Below are 16253 nucleotides of genomic sequence, written 5' to 3'. Positions count from 1 at the left end.
ATGATCGACCGTCGTGTGCAGACCTACGCCGAGGCCGTTGGCGGGATACGGGACGGCGCCACGGTTCTGCTCGGCGGCTTCGGCGGCGCGGGGGTGCCGCTGGGGCTGATCGCGGCCGTCGAGGAACTGGGCCCGCGCGACCTGACGGTCGTGACGAACAATGCCGGCAGCGCGCTGCCGGATCTCTCGGTCTGGCTGGCGGCCGGGCGGGTGCGGAAGCTTGTCTGCTCCTATCCCAAGTCGAAGGCGAAGAGCACCACGACCTTCGTGGACCTCTACATGGCCGGGAAGATCGAGCTGGAGCTGGTTCCCCAGGGCACGCTGGTGGAGCGCATCCGCTGCGGCGGTGCGGGGCTGGGCGGCTTCTACACGCCGGTCGGTGCGGGCACGGCGCTGGCCGTGGGCAAGGAGGTGCGGATGATCGAGGGTCGCGAGCACGTGCTGGAAAGCCCGATCCGCGGCGACGTGGCGCTGCTGCGGGCGCGGCAGGCGGACCGGATGGGCAACCTGACCTACGACAAGACGGCGCGGAACTTCGCCCCCGTCATGGCCACCGCCGCCGCCCTCGTGGTCGCGGAGGTGGATGAATTCGTGGAACTCGGCGCCCTGGACCCGGAGGTGGTGGTCACGCCCGGCGTGCTGGTGGACCGCGTGGTGCGCGCGGGGTCGCCGGCATGACGCCGCTGACGCGCGAGGGGCTGGCCCGCCGCGTGGCGCGCGCCATCCCCGACGGATCCTTCGTGAACCTCGGCATCGGCCTGCCCGACATGGTGCCGGATCACATCCCGGAGGACCGGGAGGTCGTGCTGCACTCGGAGAACGGCATCCTCCATGTCGGCCCCCGTCCGCCGGAGGGACAGGAGGACTGGAACCTCATCAACGCCGGCAAGCAGCCGGTGACGATCCGGCCCGGTGGGTCCTATTTCGACACGGCGCTGAGCTTCGCGATCATGCGTGGGGGGCATCTCGACATCTCCGTCCTTGGCGCCTTCCAGGTATCGGCGTCGGGCGACCTCGCGAACTGGTCCACGGGCGAGAACGAAGGTGTGCCCGCCGTGGGTGGGGCGATGGACCTGGCTGTCGGTGCGCGCCAGATCTGGGTCATGATGGAGCACGTCTCCCGTTACGGGCACCCGCGGCTGGTGCAGGCCTGCACCTATCCCCTAACGGCGCGCGGCGTGGTGCGTCGGGTCTTCACCAATCTCGCGGTGATCGCGGTCACGGCGGAGGGGCTGGAGGTGGAGGAGATCCTCCCTGGGCTCAGCCTGGAAGAGCTGCAACGACAGACCGGCGCGCCGCTGCGCGCGACCGATCCGCGACCGCTGGAGGCGTAACAGCCGACCCGGCAGACAAGCCGGGCGGAACAGGGAGAGCGACGATGATCCAGACCCAAACCGGACTGCCGAGGCGCGGAGCAATGGGCCTTGCGGGCGCGCTGCTCGCGGCGCCGCGGATCGCGCGCGGACAGGGGCGCTTCCCCGAACGGCCCATCCGCCTGATCGTCCCCTGGCCGCCGGGCGGCTCCGCCGACGCACAGCTCCGATCTCTGGGGGAGGTGGCGTCGCGCAGCCTGGGCCAGCCCGTCATCATCGAGAACCGCGGCGGCGCCGGCGGCACGCTGCACGCCCCCTACCTCGCGCGGGAGGCGCGGCCGGACGGCTACACGATCGGGCAGATGCACCTCTCGGTGATCCGCCGGACCTTCCTCGTCCGCAACCCGCAATGGGACGCCATCGCGGACTTCACGCCAATCATCGGGTTGACAGGCTGGCTGTTCGGCGTGGCGGTGAAGGCCGACAACCCGATCCGGACCTGGCAGGACTACCTCGCGGCGGCGCGGGCCAATCCGGGGCGGATCACCTACTCCTCCTCCGGGATCGCGACGACGAACCACCTCGCGATGGAGGAGATCGCGCTGAAGGAGGGCGTGAGCCTCACCCATGTTCCCTTCCGCGGCGCCACTGAGGGCGTCACGGCCGTGCTGTCGGGGCAGGTCGTCAGCATCGCGGACAGCTCGACCTGGGCGCCGAACGTGGAGGCGGGCCAGATGCGCCTCCTCTCCGTCTGGTCCGCCGAGCGCGCCGCACGCTTTCCCGAGGTGCCGACGCTGAAGGAACTCGGCTACGACATGGTCGTCACCTCGCCCTACGGGATCATGGGGCCGAAGGGGATGGATCCCGGCGTGGTGCGCGTGCTGCACGACGCGCTGAAGGACGCGCTGTTCAGCCCGGAGAACACGCGCGTGCGGGCCCAGTTCGACATGCCGCTGGAATATCGCCGCACCGAGGAGTACCGCGATTTCATCGCCCGCCGCGCCGAGTACGAGCGGACCATGGTGCAGCGGCTGAACCTGCGGATCGAGTGATGCGACCCAACCTGCGGTGGCGGGCATGAGGGTCCGCCGCCCTGTCCCCGTCGAGCCGGGCGCGGCGACGCGCGGCTCGCAATTCGTGGAATCCATCGCGCGGGGCCTCTCCATCCTGGAGGCCTTCCGCGCGGGCGGCGCGGCGCTGGGCAACCAGGAGATCGCGGCGCGGACGGGGCTGCCCAAGCCGACCGTGTCGCGGCTGACGCACACGCTGACGGAGCTGGGATACCTCGAATACCTGCCGCGCTATGCGAAATACCGCCTGGGCGTGGCGGCGGTCTCGCTGGGCCAGCTCGCGCTCTCCGGGATGACGGTGCGGCAGCTCGCGCGCCCGCTGATGCAGGAGCTTTGCGAGCGGCTGAGCTGCTCCGTCTCCCTCGGGCGGCGGGATCGGCTCTCCATGCTCTATGTGGAGCACTGCCAGCCCGGATCGGCGGTCGTCCTGCAACTCGGCCTGGGGTCGCGAATCCCGCTGGCGATCACGGCCATGGGCCGCGCCCGCTACGCCGCCGCGCCGCCCGACGAGCGCGCCGCGATCGACGCGGAAATCGAGACTCGCTTCCCCGCGCGCTGGGCCGCCGTTCGTGACGGTTTGCAGGAAGCAGTTGAGATGCACGCCGCGCGCGGCTTCACGCTCTCGGTCGGCGATTGGCAGAAGGAGGTGCACGCGGCTGGCGCCGCCGTCCTGCTCGCGGATGGAAGCTATGCCGCCTTCAACTGCGGCGCACCGGCCTTCATGCTGGACCGCCAGCGCGCGATGCGGGAGGCGGGGCCGCGGGTCGCGGACCTCGCCCGCCGCGTCCAGTCCCTCGCGGCCGGGAGCGTCTAGCCGGCCGCGGCGGGTCGCGGGCCCGCTACATGCCGCGCCGGATCGCGTCGGCGATCTTCTCCGCTGTCATGATCGTCGGGATGTTCGTGTTCGCGCTCGGCACATAGGGAAAGACCGAGGCGTCGCACACACGCAGGCCCGGGACGCCGCGCACGCGGCCGGCGGTGTCGGTGACCGCCATCGCGTCGTCGTCCCGGCCCATGCGGCAGGTGCAGCTCGCATGCCACTGGCCCGTGACATTGGCGCGGACATGGGCCTCCAGTGTCTCCTCATCGGCCAGCAGCACCGCCACGGGCGACGCCTCGGTGATCAGCCCGTGGATCGCGGCGCGGCGCAGCCGGGCGGGGCCGTCCAGGATGCGCGCGAGGATGGAGGTCGCGACCTTGTTCTTCAGGCTGCGGATCGCGACCTTCCGTACCCGCTCGTTGTAGACCATTGGAAAGGCGTCCAGCGCGACCGACCGCAACTCCGGCATGGCGTGCCAGGCAGCGAGCTTGCGGAATACCTGCACCAGGCGAACGGCGTCTCGCGAGTCCGCAAGAAGGTTCATCTCGACGATCGGGTGCTCCAGCGGGTCGGCGGAGCGGATGCGGATCCGTCCCTGGGAGTAGGACCGGTTCAGCCAGGCCTGCAGCCCCGCCAGCCGCTCGCCGACCGCGTGCCAGGATGCCCGCGCGATGGAGATGGCGAAGAGGTCGCCGGATGGCACCCCTTCCATCCCGGAAGACCAGCGGACGCCGACATGGATCGACCGCCGCAGCGGACCCGTCTGGCGGTCGGCGTGCCGGAGATAGGCCGCGAAGCCGATCGTCGGGTGTTCCTGCAGGTTCCGTCCCACGCCGGGCAGTTCCATGCGCGGCGCGACGCCGGCGGCGGAGAGCGCGTCCCCCGGCCCGATGCCCTGGGTCATGAGGAAGGCCGGAGAGCGCAGCGCGCCCATCGACACGACGATGTCGCCCTGTGCGCGCAGGGTCCGGACCGCGCCATCCGCGGACCGGACGCGCACGCCGACCGCGCGGCCATCCGCATCGAACTCCAGCCCGAGCACGGCGTGGGAGGCGAGGATCGTCAGGTTTGCCCGGGCCCGCACCGCCTCGGTCAGGTAGCCCATTGCGGCGGAGACGCGGTGGTCCTCCGGCGCGTTCGCGGTGGTGATGGCGAACCAGCCGTCGCGGAAGTCGCCGTTCTGATCGGGCAGGTGCGGCAAGCCGTCGGCGGTCCAGGCCGCGGTCGCGGCACGGCTATGGCCAGCCCAGTGGTCGGGCGCGATTCGGCGGATGGGCAGCGGGCCGGAGCCGCCGTGCAGCGGTCCCTCGCCGAAGTCGCAGTCGCGCTCCAGCTTGCGGAAGTAGGGGAGCACCTCGGACCAGGACCAGCCGGCCGCGCCCTCCGCGGCCCAGCCGTCGTAATCCGAGGGTAGGCCGCGGTTGGCGAGCTGCCCGTTGATGGAGGAGCCGCCACCGAGGATGCGCCCCTGCTCGTAGGAGCGGAGGGGCGGACGCTCTTCCGGCCGGTTGTGCGGCACGGGCCGGAGGTGAACCTTCAGGTCCTTCCAGTGATACTCGCGATTGTAAACCGCTTCCGCGTGGTAGGAGGCGCGGATGTCGGCCGGCTCCCGGCCCGGGGGCGTGTCCACCCCGGCCTCGACCAGGACGACGCGCCGGTGAGCGTCCTCCGAGAGGCGCGATGCCAGCACGCAGCCGGCCGAGCCACCGCCGCAGATGATGTGGTCGAAGACCTCGTCCATGCTCCGCTTCCATCCCGCCCCGGTCCTGGCATGGCCGGGTTCCGCCCCAGCTTGGACCGGCCTTGCAGGCCGCGCCAGGATCGGGCGGCGCTACTCCGGCGTGAACCAGAGGGTCATCTGGTAGTCGATGGTCAGCTCCTCGCCCGGCTCGATGGTGCGGAGCGCGACGAGGTCGAGCAGGAGCTCGTCGATGTGGCGGATGAAGGTGCAGTTCGGGGTGTAGGAGTGGTTCAGCAGAGAGGTGTAGCCGAGCGCGATCGCGGCGCGGCCCTCGTGCTTGTAGAGGTCCTCCTCGACTGTGTCGTGCTCCCACATGAAGACATAGGTGAAGGTGATCATGCTGTCGGCCGCCGCCCGGTCGGCGTGGGGAATAATGAGCACGGGGGAGCGCTCGACCAGTTCGCCGGCCTCGATCCGCCGGTCCGCGAGGACGCCTCGGCCGCGGCGGCCCATCTTCTGGACCCGGAGCGGGAGCCGCTGGCGGCTGTGGGCGTGCAAAGGTCCTGACTCGGTCTGATCCATCGGCGGTCGGGGCCCCGGGGTTTGGCAGAGCACCGCCGGCCGCGGCGCAGCGGAATGATGTGACCCCGGACCGCCCCGGAGAATGCCGTGCCGGGTTAGAACTTCGTCATGGACCGTTCATGCCGTCGCGGAGGACGTGGCGACCGCGCTCTCCACGGCCTGCACCACGGCGTCCTGGCCCTGGTGATGCACCATGTGGCCGACACCCTTCACCACGCGCAGCGTGCTATCGGGCACGTCTCGGTGCAGGCGAGTGGACTGGGAGCCGGTGTCCACGATCCGGTCGCCCTCCCCGGCGACGATGTGCACGGGAACCGAGAGCTCGGCGTGGCGGTGGACCGTGCGAGCGGCGTCGAAGATCATCAGTGCCGTGTCCTCTCCGCTCGCGCGAAGCTGCCCCGGCCTCAGGGAGAGCGCGAGAGGGAAGCCGGCAGCGAAGCGCATGGTGACCGGAGCGGGGCTGAAGATGCGGCGGATCAGAGGTCCCGAGATGAGCCAGGCGACGAGGGGTGAGATCGTGTAGCGCATGACGTCCCCGAGGATCGGAATCCCCGTGACGGAGAAGACGGGCACGTCGAGCCGCGGCGTCGGGACGAAGTAGCCGGACAGGAGCACCAGCGCGGCGGTCTTGTCCGGATCGTCCAAGGCCATGTTCAGCGCGACCAGCGTGCCCCAGGAGTGGCCGAGGATCACCGGCCGCTCCACGCCGAGCTGCCGCAGCGCCTTCCGCATGAGCCGCGCCTGGTTCGCGGCGGTCCAGACGGTCCGGCGCGGGCGCGCGCTGTAGCCGAAGCCAGGGCGGTCGATGGCGATGACGCGATGCTTCTCCGCCAGCCGGTCCAGGAGGCCGCTGATGGCGAACTCCTCGGCGATGGCGCCGTTGCCGTGCAGCAGCACGACCGCCGGGCCTTCGCCGCGTTCCACGACGTGCAGGCGCACGCCGTCCACGGTCAGGAAACGGCCGGTCGGCGGGTGGCGCCTTTCCGACCAGCGGGCGACGAGATGGTTCGCCGCGGCCGCGAGCGCGACCGCCGCGCCGGCGGCCGCCAGCCGCTCCAGCGGATCGGCCCTCCGGGGGCGGGTGCGGGCGGCGCGGAAGGCCAGCCGGTCGAGAATGCTCATGTCGGGCGACCTGTCCCCATCACGCACCGGCCGAGGCGCCGGACGGGTCGCTAACGTGCTGCGGCGCAGCGCGGTTGCCGGACCCGCCGCGGCGGCCATTGCCAGTCCGCGCCGGACCCGCCTAGGCTTCCCGAAAGAGGGAAGGAAAGTCCTGGATGGAGCGTGCGATTCGCGCCCCCGTCAGGGGTCTCGTGCGTGCCGCGGCCACGTGCCGTGGGCGGGGCTGAGCGCTCATGGCCTCGGTTGGCATTCGTGGCGTCCGCAAGAGCTTCGGCAGCACGCCCATCCTGCACGGGGTGGACGTGGAGATCGCGGACGGCGAGTTCTGCGTGCTCGTCGGTCCCTCGGGCTGCGGCAAGTCCACGCTGCTCCGGATGATCGCCGGGCTGGAGAACATCAGCGGCGGCGAGATCATCATCGGCAACCGCGTGGTGAACAACGTCCCACCCAAGGACCGGGACATCGCCATGGTGTTCCAGAACTACGCGCTCTACCCCCACATGACCGTGCGGGAGAACATGGCCTTCTCGCTCAAGCTGGCAAAGGCGCCGGCCGACGTGAAGGAGGCCGAGGTCGGCCGCGCCGCCCGCATCCTCGGGCTGGAATCGCTGCTCGACCGCTATCCCCGGCAGCTCTCGGGCGGTCAGCGGCAGCGGGTGGCGATGGGGCGGGCCATCGTCCGCAACCCACAGGTCTTCCTCTTCGACGAGCCGCTCTCGAATCTCGACGCCAAGCTGCGCGTGCACATGCGGACCGAGATGAAGGACCTGCACCAGCGGCTGCGCGTGACCACGATCTACGTCACCCATGACCAGATCGAGGCCATGACCATGGCCGACAAGATCGTGGTCATGAATGCCGGTCGGGTGGAGCAGATCGGCGCGCCGCTCGAGCTATACGACCGTCCCGCGAACCTCTTCGTCGCGGGTTTCATCGGTAGCCCGGCGATGAACCTTGTCCGCGGGCGGGTCTCGGGAGGCGGCTTTCATACGAACGGCGCGAACGGCGCCGGCTGGCCGCTGCCGCCGGGGCTCACCGCCGCCGAGGGGCGGGAGGTCATCTACGGCATCCGTCCGGAGCACCTGACCCTGGACCCGGCCGGGCTGCCGGCGACGGTGCAACTCGTGGAGCCGACGGGATCGGAGACCCAGGTGATGCTGCGCGTGGGCGAGACGCCGCTGACCGGCGCCTTCCGGGAACGGGTCACCGCCCGGCCCGGGGAGATGCTGCCGGTCCGGCCCGATGGTGGATTGGTCCACCTGTTCGACGCGGAGACCGGGCGCCGTCTGTAGCGCCTGCCAGGAACAAGAGAGGGAGACGACAGGAATGGCGAACATCATCACCCGGCGAAGCCTGCTGGCGGCCAGCGCCGCCGGGATGGCCGCGACCGCGATCGGGGAGGCCGGGGCGCAGATCCAGCGGTCGAACGCGACGGCGCCGAACCTGCCGATCGAGAGCGGCGCGACGCTGCGGATGTTGCGTCCGGTCCGCTTCGTCCAGCCGGACGAGGACACCTGGCGCGCGAACTGCGCCCGCTTCACTCAGCAGACGGGCGTGCAGGTCCGCGTGGACTTCGTGGGGTGGGAGGACATCTCCCAGCAGACCGCGGTCACCGCCAACACCGGCGCCGGGCCGGACGTCATCATCGGCTTCAACGAGGCGCCGCACGTCTACGCCGACAAGCTGATCGAGCTGACCGACATCGCGGAGTACATCGGCAACCGCTACGGCGGATGGCTGCCGCTCGCGCAGAAGTACGGCAAGCGGCACAACTCGAACAACTGGCTGGGCGTTCCCTTCGGCTCCTCGGGTGGGCCGATGGTCTACCGCAAGTCCGCCCTCCAGGAGATCGGCCTTCAGGCGCCGCCGGAGGACCTGCCGGGCTTCCTGGACATGGCGCGCAAGCTGAAGTCCGCGAACAAGCCGGTCGGCTTCGCCCTGGGCAACGCCGTGGGCGACGGCAACGCCTTCGCGGAATGGCTGCTCTGGTCCCACAACGGCGCCCTCGTGAACGAGGACGGCAGCGTGGGGATCAACTCGCCCCAGACGGTGGAGGCGCTGACCTACCTCCGCGAACTCTACCCGAACATGATCCCGGGCACGACGGCCTGGAACGACGTCTCCAACAACCGCGCCTATGCGGCGGGCGAGATCTCGGTCACGCAGAACGGCGTGTCGCTGTACTTCTCCATGAAGAACGACCCGGCGACGCGGGCGGCGGCGGACGATACCTTCCACGCCCTCATGCCGAGAGGACGCGCCTCCTCCACGCCGAATGCGGGGTTGACGCTCAACGGCATGGTGTTCCGCCACTCCCGCTTCCCGAACGCGGCAAAGGCGCTGCTCGCCTTCCTGCTCGAGTCCGAGCAGTACGACCCCTGGCTGCAGGCCAATCTCGGCTACTGGTCGCAGCCGCTGGAGGCTTATTCGGCCTCCCCGGTCTGGGCGTCGGACCCGAAGATCGCGGTCTTCAAGGACACGATGCGCAGCTCCTTCTGGAAGGGCTATCGCGGCCCGATCAGCGAGGCCTCGGCCACGGCCACGAACGAGTACATCCTCGTGCAGATGTTCGCCTCGGTCGCGTCCGGCCAGGCCACGCCGGAGGCTGCCGCGCGGGAGGCCGCGCGGCGCTCCGAGCGAATTTTCCGCCGCCGCTAGGACCCATCGGCGCCCCGGAGACGGGGCGCCGTCACCACGAGAGGAGGCCCGCATGTCGGAAGCAGCTCTGCCGCGCTGGGTCGCCAAGCGCAGCGATCCCGGCTGGATCGCCCGCCTGTTCGACAACAAGGCCTTTCTGATCGTCATCTGCCTGTTGCCGGCGGTCGGCCTGCTGCTGACCTTCCTGACCTATCCGCTGGGCCTCGGCATCTTCCTCGCATTCACCGATACCACGATCGGGCGGCGCGGCATCTGGGTAGGCTGGGAGAACTTCGAGTTTCTCTTCGAGGACCCGATCTTCTGGAACGCTGTCTTCTACTCCGTCTTCTACACGGGGGTGGCGACGGTGCTGAAGTTCGGCCTCGGCCTCTGGCTGGCCCTGCTGCTGAACAACCATCTGCCCTTCAAGAGCATCCTGCGGGCGATCATCCTGCTTCCCTGGATCGTGCCCACGGTGCTCTCTGCGATCGCCTTCTGGTGGATCTACGACCCGCAATTCTCCATCATCTCCTGGGCGATGGTGAATCTCGGGCTGCGGGAGACGAACATCGACTTCATCGGCTCCGCCTGGCCGGCGCGCTGGAGCCTGATCGCCGCCAATGTCTGGCGCGGCATTCCCTTCGTCGCGATCTCCCTTCTCGCGGGGTTGCAGACGATCTCGCCCTCGCTCTACGAGGCGGCGCTGATCGACGGCTCCACCGCCTGGCAGCGTTTCCGCTTTATCACCTTCCCGATGCTGCTGCCGATCCTGGCGATCGTGATGACCTTCTCGATCATCTTCACCTTCACCGATTTCCAGCTGGTCTACGCGATCACCCGCGGCGGACCGGTGAACTCCACCCACCTGCTCGCGACGTTGGCCTTCCAGCGCGGCATCCCGGGCGGGCAGTTGGGGGAGGGGGCGGCGATCGCCGTCTCCATGATCCCCTTCCTCGTCTTCGCGACGCTCTTCTCCTACTTCGCCCTTGCCCGGCGGAAGTGGCAGCAGGGAGAGGCCAATGACTGACGCCGCCATCCCCGCCGACGCGCCGGCCACCCGCAACACCGCGACGGTCGCGCCGGAGGCGATGCACTGGGACAGCCGCGCGCGTCGCGTGGTGACGCTCTACGTGCCCCTGGCACTCTTCGTCATCATCCTGCTGTTCCCCTTCTACTGGATGACGGTGACGTCCTTCAAACCGAACGCCGAGCTCTACAATCTGCGGGAGAACAATCCGTTCTGGATCAACTCCCCCACGCTCGATCACATCCGGCATCTCCTGTTCAACACCGCCTATCCGCGCTGGCTCTGGACCACGATGGGCGTGGCGGTCGGCGCCACCGTCCTGTCCCTCTTCTCCTCCACCCTCGCGGCCTATGCGATCCAGCGGCTGCGCTTCCGGGGCAGCCAGTATGTCGGGCTGGCGATCTACCTCGCCTATCTCGTTCCGCCCTCCATCCTGTTCATCCCGCTGGCGACGATGGTGGTGCAGCTCGGGCTGTTCGACAGCCCCTTCGCGCTCATCCTCGTCTATCCGACCTTCCTGGTGCCCTTCTGCACCTGGCTGCTGATCGGCTACTTCAAGTCGATCCCCTATGAGCTGGAGGAGTGCGCGCTGATCGACGGCGCGTCGCGGCTGCAGATCCTGCGCCAGATCACCCTGCCGCTGGCGGTGCCGGGCCTGATCTCGGCCGGTATCTTCTCCTTCACCTTGTCCTGGAACGAGTTCATCTATGCGCTCGCCTTTATCCAGAGCAGCGAGAAGAAGACGGTGCCGGTGGCGATCCTGACGGAGCTGGTGACGGGCGACGTGTACCAGTGGGGGGCGCTGATGGCCGGATCGCTGCTCGGCTCCCTGCCGGTCGCGATCTTCTATTCCTTCTTCGTGGACTATTACGTCTCCTCCCTCACCGGCGCGGTGAAGGAGTAGGGTGCAGCGGCGCGTGATCCGCACCCATCCGATGCCCGGGTCGGCGACCCGGGCCGCAACATCCGGAGATCTCCCTTGGCGAAGCTGAAGATCGTGACCACGCCGTTCCAGGCGGACGGATACCCGCTGGAGCGCGAGGCGCTGGCCGGGCTGGACGTGGAGATCGTCGAGGCGCCGGCCGAGGAATCCGCCTTCCTGGCCGCCGCCCAGGACGCGGACGCGATCTATGCGAAGGGCCTGAAGATCACCCGTCGCATCATCGACGGGCTGACGAAGTGCCGGGTCATCACCCTCGGCAGCGTCGGGGTGGATTCCGTGGACATCGCCGCGGCGACCGAGCGCAACATCCCCGTCACCAACATCCCCGACACCTTCATCGAGGAGGTGGCGGACCACACGATGACCTTGCTGCTCGCCTCCTGGCGCCGGCTGCCGGAATCCGAGCGCCTGGTGAGGGACAAGCGTTGGGGGGAGGGGCGGCGCTTCCTCTACCAGTTCCCGCGCTTGCGCGGGCTGACCCTCGGCTTCATCTCTTTCGGCCGCATCCCCCGCGCGGTATCGCGCCGGGCCGCGCCCTTCGGCCTGCGCATGATGGCCTATGACCCTTTCATCGAGGAGTTCGCCGTCCTCGACTACGGCGTGGAGCCGGCACCGCTGAACGACGTGCTGGAACAGTCGGACTTCATCTGCATGCACGCCCCCGGCACCCCGGAATCGGACCGGATGATGCGGGCGGAGCATTTTGCCCGCATGAAGAAGACCGCGATCTTCATCAACACGGGCCGGGGCCAGACGGTGGACGAGGCGGCGCTGATCGAGGCCCTGCAGCAGGGGAAGATCGCCGGTGCCGCGCTGGACGTGCTGGAGAAGGAGCCGCCGGGCGACAACAACCCGTTGCTGTCCATGGACAACGTCATCCTGACGGCGCACGTCGCCAGTGCCTCGTCCCGCTTCGATCCGGCGCGGAAGCGGCGCGTGGGGCAGGAACTGGCGCTGGTCCTGAAGGGCAAGTGGCCGATGTCCTGCGTCAACCCCGCGGCGCTGGAGAAGTCCGGCCTGGCGCGGTGGCAGCCGATCTCGATCCTGCGCGGTCCGAACTCCTGATCCGCTGACGGCACGCGGCGCGCCTGCCGGGCGCGCCGCAAGGATGCCTGGCGCCGGCCGCAGGGCGGTGCGCCGTCCCGCCTGCGCTCCCGGTCCCTGCGACCGGCTACGGTTGACAGCCGGGCAGCTAAGGTCATTCATTCGGCCTATTCGATGAATGGCGTTGCCCTCTGGCGGCGCGGGGAACGTCCATGATCAAGTCCATCAGCTTTCTCGCCCGCAAGCCCGGCCTCTCGGCGGAGGATTTCCAGCGCCACTGGCGCGAGGTGCACGCGCCGATGTGGCGCGACGTGCCCGGTGTCCGCGGCTACGTGCTGAACATCCCGATCGAGAGTCATGGCCGCTCCGACGTGGCGGCGCTGCCCATGGGCGATTTCGACGGCATCGCCCAGGTCTGGTTCGACGACCTTCAGGCCCGCGCGGCCGCGGGTGCCTCGGCGGAGGGCAAGCGGTGGCACGGGGACGGCGCGACCATCATCGGCTCCATCCGCACCTTCGTGACCGAGGAGCAGGTGGTGGTGCCGCTGCCGGAGGGGCCCCGCCCGGGCGTGAAGGCTTTGACCGCCATCCGCCGCCGCCCGGATCACACACCCGAGCAGTTCCAGCAGGCCTGGCGCGTCGGCCACGCACGCATGGCGCCGGGCGTGCCGAACCTCCGCGCTTTCATCCTCTCCGGCATCGTGGAGGAGCAGTTCCGGGCCGATCTTCCGCCGCTCGAGATGAAGACCCCGCTGGACGGCTTCGCCGAGAGCTGGTGCGACGACATGGACGCGCGCCGGGCACTCGTGGCCTCGCCGGAGGCTCAGGAATGGTTCGCCGACGGCGCCACCTTCCTCGGTGAGGTGAAGACCGTCCTGTTGCGCGAGGAGGTGATGTGCCCGCCGCCGCGCTGAGCGCCGGCGAGCCGGCCGTATCCGCCTGGAGGACCGTGGCATGATCGATGGCATCCCCGGCCCGTCGCGCCGCCGGCTGCTGGCCGTGGTGGCCGCTGCGGCGATGCCACTGCCCGCGCTCGCCCAGGCGCCCTGGCCGAACCGCCCGATCCGCTACATCGTGCCCTTCCCACCGGGGGGCGCCACGGACGTGATCAGCCGCCCCGTGCTGGAGGCGATGCGGGAGGAACTGGGCCAGCCCATCGTCATCGAGAATGTCGGTGGCGCGGGCGGCAGCCTGGGCGTGGCTCGGCTCGCGCGCTCGGCGCCGGATGGTTACACCATCGGTCTCGGCAACACGGGGGCGATGACGGTCAATCCATCGCTCTCGAACGACACCGGCTACGACCCGCTGCGCGACTTCACGCCGATCTCCCTGCTGACGGAGTACGAGAACGTGCTGCTGGTGCCGGCGGCGTCGCCTGTGCGCACGCTCCGGGATCTGGTCGATCTCGCAAAGAGCCGGCCGCAGGGCGTCTCCTATGCCTCCGCGGGCATCGGGTCGAGCAACCACCTCACCTCCGAGATGCTGCGAAGCGCCACCGGCGTGACCATGGACCACATTCCCTACCGCGGCAGCGCCCAGGCGCTGCTGGACCTGGTCGGCGGACGGGTGGACTTCATGTTCGACGTGCCCTCCACCGCGCTGCCCACGATCCGCGGCGGTCAGACGCGTGCGATCGGCACTTCCGGCCGGGTACGCCACCCGCTGCTGCCCGAGGTCCCCACGATCGGCGAGACCGATCCGGGTTTCGAGACCGTGGGCTGGATGGCGGTCTTCGCTCCGAAGGGCCTACCCGACCCGATCCGCGATCGGTTGAGCGCCGCATTCGGCCGCGTCCTCGCGAAGCCAGAGCTGGCGGCGCGGTTGCAGGAACTCGGCTACGCCCAGCGCAGCTCCACGCCGGCGGAGCTTGCGAGCCGGGTGGAGCGCGACCTGGCTACCTGGGGCGGGGTGATCCGCGCCGCCAACATCCGTGCGGAGTAGGACGTCATGACCTCCCGGCGCATTGTCCTGGCTGCCCCGCTCGCGGCCCTCGCCATGCCCGCCATCGCGCAGACGCGGGGACCGGTCCGGATCATCGTGCCCTTCGTGCCGGGCGGGAACACCGACCTCGTCGCGCGCAATATCGCGGAGAAGCTGGGACCGGTGCTCGGCACGCAGGTGGTGGTCGAGAACCGCTCCGGCGCCGGCGGCGCGGTCGGGACCGAGGCGGTGGCGCGCGCGACCCCGGATGGCACGACCATGCTGTTCCACACCTGCGCCGTGGCGATCGAGCCCTCGCTGCGGCGGGACATCAGCTACGATGCAAGGCGCGACCTGACGCCGGTGACGCAGATCGCGGAGACGCCCTTCCTCTTCATGGTCAGCAACCCGACCCAGGCACGCACGGTGCGGGAACTGATCGACCTCGCGAAGGCGCGGCCCGGCCGTTTGAACTACGGCACGGCTGGCACCGGCAGCTCGGGACATCTGGCGCTCGCCGACTTCTGCGTGCAGGCGGGGATCCAGATGACGCATGTGCCCTATCGCGGCGCGGCGCCCTACCTCCTCGCGCTCTCGACGGATGAGGTGCAGCTGGTCATGGACCCGGCCTCCACCGCCAAGCCGCTGGCGGATTCGGGGCGCATCCGTGGCCTTGCTACCTCCACGGCGGAGCGCGCGCCGGCCTGGCCGGAGCTGCCCACCATCTCGGAGAGTGGGTTGCCGGGTTTTGCCGTGAACATCTGGCACGGCCTCTTCGCGCCAGCGAACACGCCGGCGGCCATCACCGCGCGACTGAACGCGGCGGTGCGGCAGGTCATGGCCGGGGACGGCATGCGGCAGTGGGCCGATGGGCTGGGCTTCCGTATCGTGACGCAGGAGCCGGAGCCGTTCCGCGCCTTCTTCCTCGACCAGGTGGAGCACTGGGCCGGCATCGTGCGCCGCACCGGCGTGACGATGGAGTAGGCGCCGGGCTTCATCCCCGTCCCCCGCCGGCCTATCCTGCGACCGAGCGCCGGAGGAACGATATGCCGTCCACAGATCCCGTCTTCCTGCGCGGCTTCGTCGCCTCCCTCTATGTCGCCGCAGGCCTTCCGGACGACCACGCGGCCTTCGTGGCGGAGACGCTCGTCCGCGCCGACATGTGGGGGCATTCCTCCCACGGCGTGATGCGGGCGCCCTGGTATCTGGACCGGGTGAAGACCGGCGTCATGCGGCCCGTCACGACCGCGGAGCGGGTGGTGGATGCCGGCGCGATCGCGGTGGTGGACGGGCATGACGGCGTCGGCCAGGTGATCGCGCGGGACGCCATGCAGGACGCGATCCGCCGCGCGAAGGCACACGGTGTCGGCGTCGTGTCCATCCGCAACTCCGGGCATCACGGCGCCCTCGGCTACTTCACCCGCATGGCGGCGGAGGCCGGGTGCGTCGGCATCCTCACGGCCAATGGCGGCCCGGCCATGGCGCCCTGGGGCGGCAAGCGGATGAAGGTTGGGACCAATCCCTGGTCCATCGCCGCGCCAGCCGGGGCGCACGCGCCGATGATGCTGGACATGGCGAACACGGTGGTCGCGCGGGGCAAGATCTTCCTCGCGCGCCAGAAGGGGCTGCCGATCCCGGATCACTGGGCCATCGACGCCGACGGGCGCCGCACCACCGATCCGGTGGAGGCGCTGAAGGGCGTGATCCTGCCGATGGCCGAGCACAAGGGCTACGCCATCGCCACCATGGTGGACGTGCTGTCCGGCGTGCTCTCCGGCAGCGGCATCCTGGGCGAGGTGAGCAGCCCCTACCAGAAGGACAAGGTCAGCCGCTCCGGCCACCTGATCATCGCGCTGAACATCGCCGCCTTTCAGCCACTGGACGCCTTCAACGCGCGGATGGAGCACATGATCGCCGAGCTGAAGTCGGTGCCACGCGCCGAGGGCGTGGAGGAGATCTTCTATCCCGGCGAGCTGGAGGCGCGGAACGAGGTGCGCCACGCGCGGGATGGGCTGGCGCTTCCGGAGCAGACCCGGATCGATCTCAACAAGGCCGCGGACGAGCTCGGCGTGGCCCGGCCGGAGGGGTGGTGAG

General features: G+C 69.9%; 16 protein-coding genes. 13 read left to right on the top strand and 3 right to left on the bottom strand.

Annotated elements, in window-relative coordinates:
- Genes ACP6CK_RS08060 through ACP6CK_RS08045 form a run of 4 tightly spaced genes read left to right on the top strand, consistent with a single transcriptional unit; the run spans position 1 to position 3197 of the window.
- Positions 1-678, top strand: a complete 678-nt coding sequence (locus tag ACP6CK_RS08060; RefSeq protein ID WP_426958363.1) for a 3-oxoacid CoA-transferase subunit A — start codon at positions 1-3, stop codon at positions 676-678.
- On the top strand, positions 675-1334 hold the full coding sequence (locus ACP6CK_RS08055; RefSeq protein ID WP_426958362.1) for a 3-oxoacid CoA-transferase subunit B: 660 nt from the start codon (positions 675-677) through the stop codon (positions 1332-1334). Before ACP6CK_RS08060 ends, ACP6CK_RS08055 begins: the two co-directional genes overlap by 4 nt.
- Positions 1335-1378: 44 nt before the next feature.
- Positions 1379-2365 (top strand): tripartite tricarboxylate transporter substrate binding protein, encoded by a 987-nt coding sequence (locus ACP6CK_RS08050; protein ID WP_426958361.1) that lies wholly within the window; start codon positions 1379-1381, stop codon positions 2363-2365.
- 25 nt (positions 2366-2390) lie between these two features.
- Complete coding sequence (locus ACP6CK_RS08045; RefSeq protein WP_426958360.1) at positions 2391-3197, top strand: IclR family transcriptional regulator; 807 nt, start codon at positions 2391-2393, stop codon at positions 3195-3197.
- A gap of 25 nt (positions 3198-3222) precedes the next feature.
- On the opposite strand, the gene ACP6CK_RS08040 is transcribed toward ACP6CK_RS08045, so the two are convergent.
- The 3 genes from ACP6CK_RS08040 to ACP6CK_RS08030 form a co-directional block, all read right to left on the bottom strand.
- On the bottom strand, positions 3223-4944 hold the full coding sequence (locus ACP6CK_RS08040) for a GMC family oxidoreductase (RefSeq protein WP_426958359.1): 1722 nt from the start codon (positions 4942-4944) through the stop codon (positions 3223-3225).
- 90 nt (positions 4945-5034) lie between these two features.
- A complete protein-coding gene (locus tag ACP6CK_RS08035) occupies positions 5035-5397 on the bottom strand; it encodes an SET domain-containing protein-lysine N-methyltransferase (protein WP_426958358.1) in 363 nt (120 codons plus the stop codon).
- A 186-nt stretch (positions 5398-5583) separates the two neighbouring features.
- The gene (locus tag ACP6CK_RS08030) at positions 5584-6588 is read right to left on the bottom strand and encodes an alpha/beta fold hydrolase (protein WP_426958357.1); all 1005 of its coding nucleotides are present in this window, start codon (positions 6586-6588) and stop codon (positions 5584-5586) included.
- Between the two features lie 233 nt (positions 6589-6821).
- Between ACP6CK_RS08030 and ACP6CK_RS08025 the strand changes: the two genes are divergently transcribed.
- From ACP6CK_RS08025 to ACP6CK_RS07985, 9 genes are all read left to right on the top strand, one after another.
- Positions 6822-7880, top strand: coding sequence for an ABC transporter ATP-binding protein (locus ACP6CK_RS08025; protein WP_426958356.1), 1059 nt, complete (start codon positions 6822-6824; stop codon positions 7878-7880).
- 34 nt (positions 7881-7914) lie between these two features.
- Positions 7915-9246, top strand: coding sequence for an ABC transporter substrate-binding protein (locus ACP6CK_RS08020; RefSeq protein ID WP_426958355.1), 1332 nt, complete (start codon positions 7915-7917; stop codon positions 9244-9246).
- Between the two features lie 52 nt (positions 9247-9298).
- Positions 9299-10252: a carbohydrate ABC transporter permease gene (locus ACP6CK_RS08015; RefSeq protein WP_426958354.1), complete on the top strand. Its 954-nt coding sequence runs from the start codon at positions 9299-9301 to the stop codon at positions 10250-10252.
- The gene (locus ACP6CK_RS08010) at positions 10245-11156 is read left to right on the top strand and encodes a carbohydrate ABC transporter permease (RefSeq protein ID WP_426958353.1); all 912 of its coding nucleotides are present in this window, start codon (positions 10245-10247) and stop codon (positions 11154-11156) included. The genes ACP6CK_RS08015 and ACP6CK_RS08010 overlap by 8 nt, the downstream gene beginning before the upstream one ends.
- A 75-nt stretch (positions 11157-11231) precedes the next feature.
- Positions 11232-12260, top strand: a complete 1029-nt coding sequence (locus tag ACP6CK_RS08005; RefSeq protein ID WP_426958352.1) for a C-terminal binding protein — start codon at positions 11232-11234, stop codon at positions 12258-12260.
- 191 nt (positions 12261-12451) lie between these two features.
- On the top strand, positions 12452-13153 hold the full coding sequence (locus tag ACP6CK_RS08000; RefSeq protein WP_426958351.1) for an EthD family reductase: 702 nt from the start codon (positions 12452-12454) through the stop codon (positions 13151-13153).
- A gap of 40 nt (positions 13154-13193) precedes the next feature.
- The gene (locus ACP6CK_RS07995) at positions 13194-14180 is read left to right on the top strand and encodes a Bug family tripartite tricarboxylate transporter substrate binding protein (protein ID WP_426958350.1); all 987 of its coding nucleotides are present in this window, start codon (positions 13194-13196) and stop codon (positions 14178-14180) included.
- Between the two features lie 6 nt (positions 14181-14186).
- Positions 14187-15143, top strand: coding sequence for a tripartite tricarboxylate transporter substrate binding protein (locus tag ACP6CK_RS07990; protein ID WP_426958349.1), 957 nt, complete (start codon positions 14187-14189; stop codon positions 15141-15143).
- Positions 15144-15205: 62 nt separating this feature from the next.
- Positions 15206-16252, top strand: a complete 1047-nt coding sequence (locus ACP6CK_RS07985) for an Ldh family oxidoreductase (RefSeq protein WP_426958348.1) — start codon at positions 15206-15208, stop codon at positions 16250-16252.
- The last annotated feature ends 1 nt before the right edge of the window (position 16253 follow it).

This window comes from Muricoccus radiodurans, assembly GCF_050154705.1.
In the GTDB taxonomy this organism is placed as follows: Bacteria; Pseudomonadota; Alphaproteobacteria; order Acetobacterales; family Acetobacteraceae; genus Roseomonas; species Roseomonas radiodurans.
The sequence above is the reverse complement of the archived record's forward strand: the minus strand, read 5'-3'. Positions and strand labels throughout refer to the sequence as shown.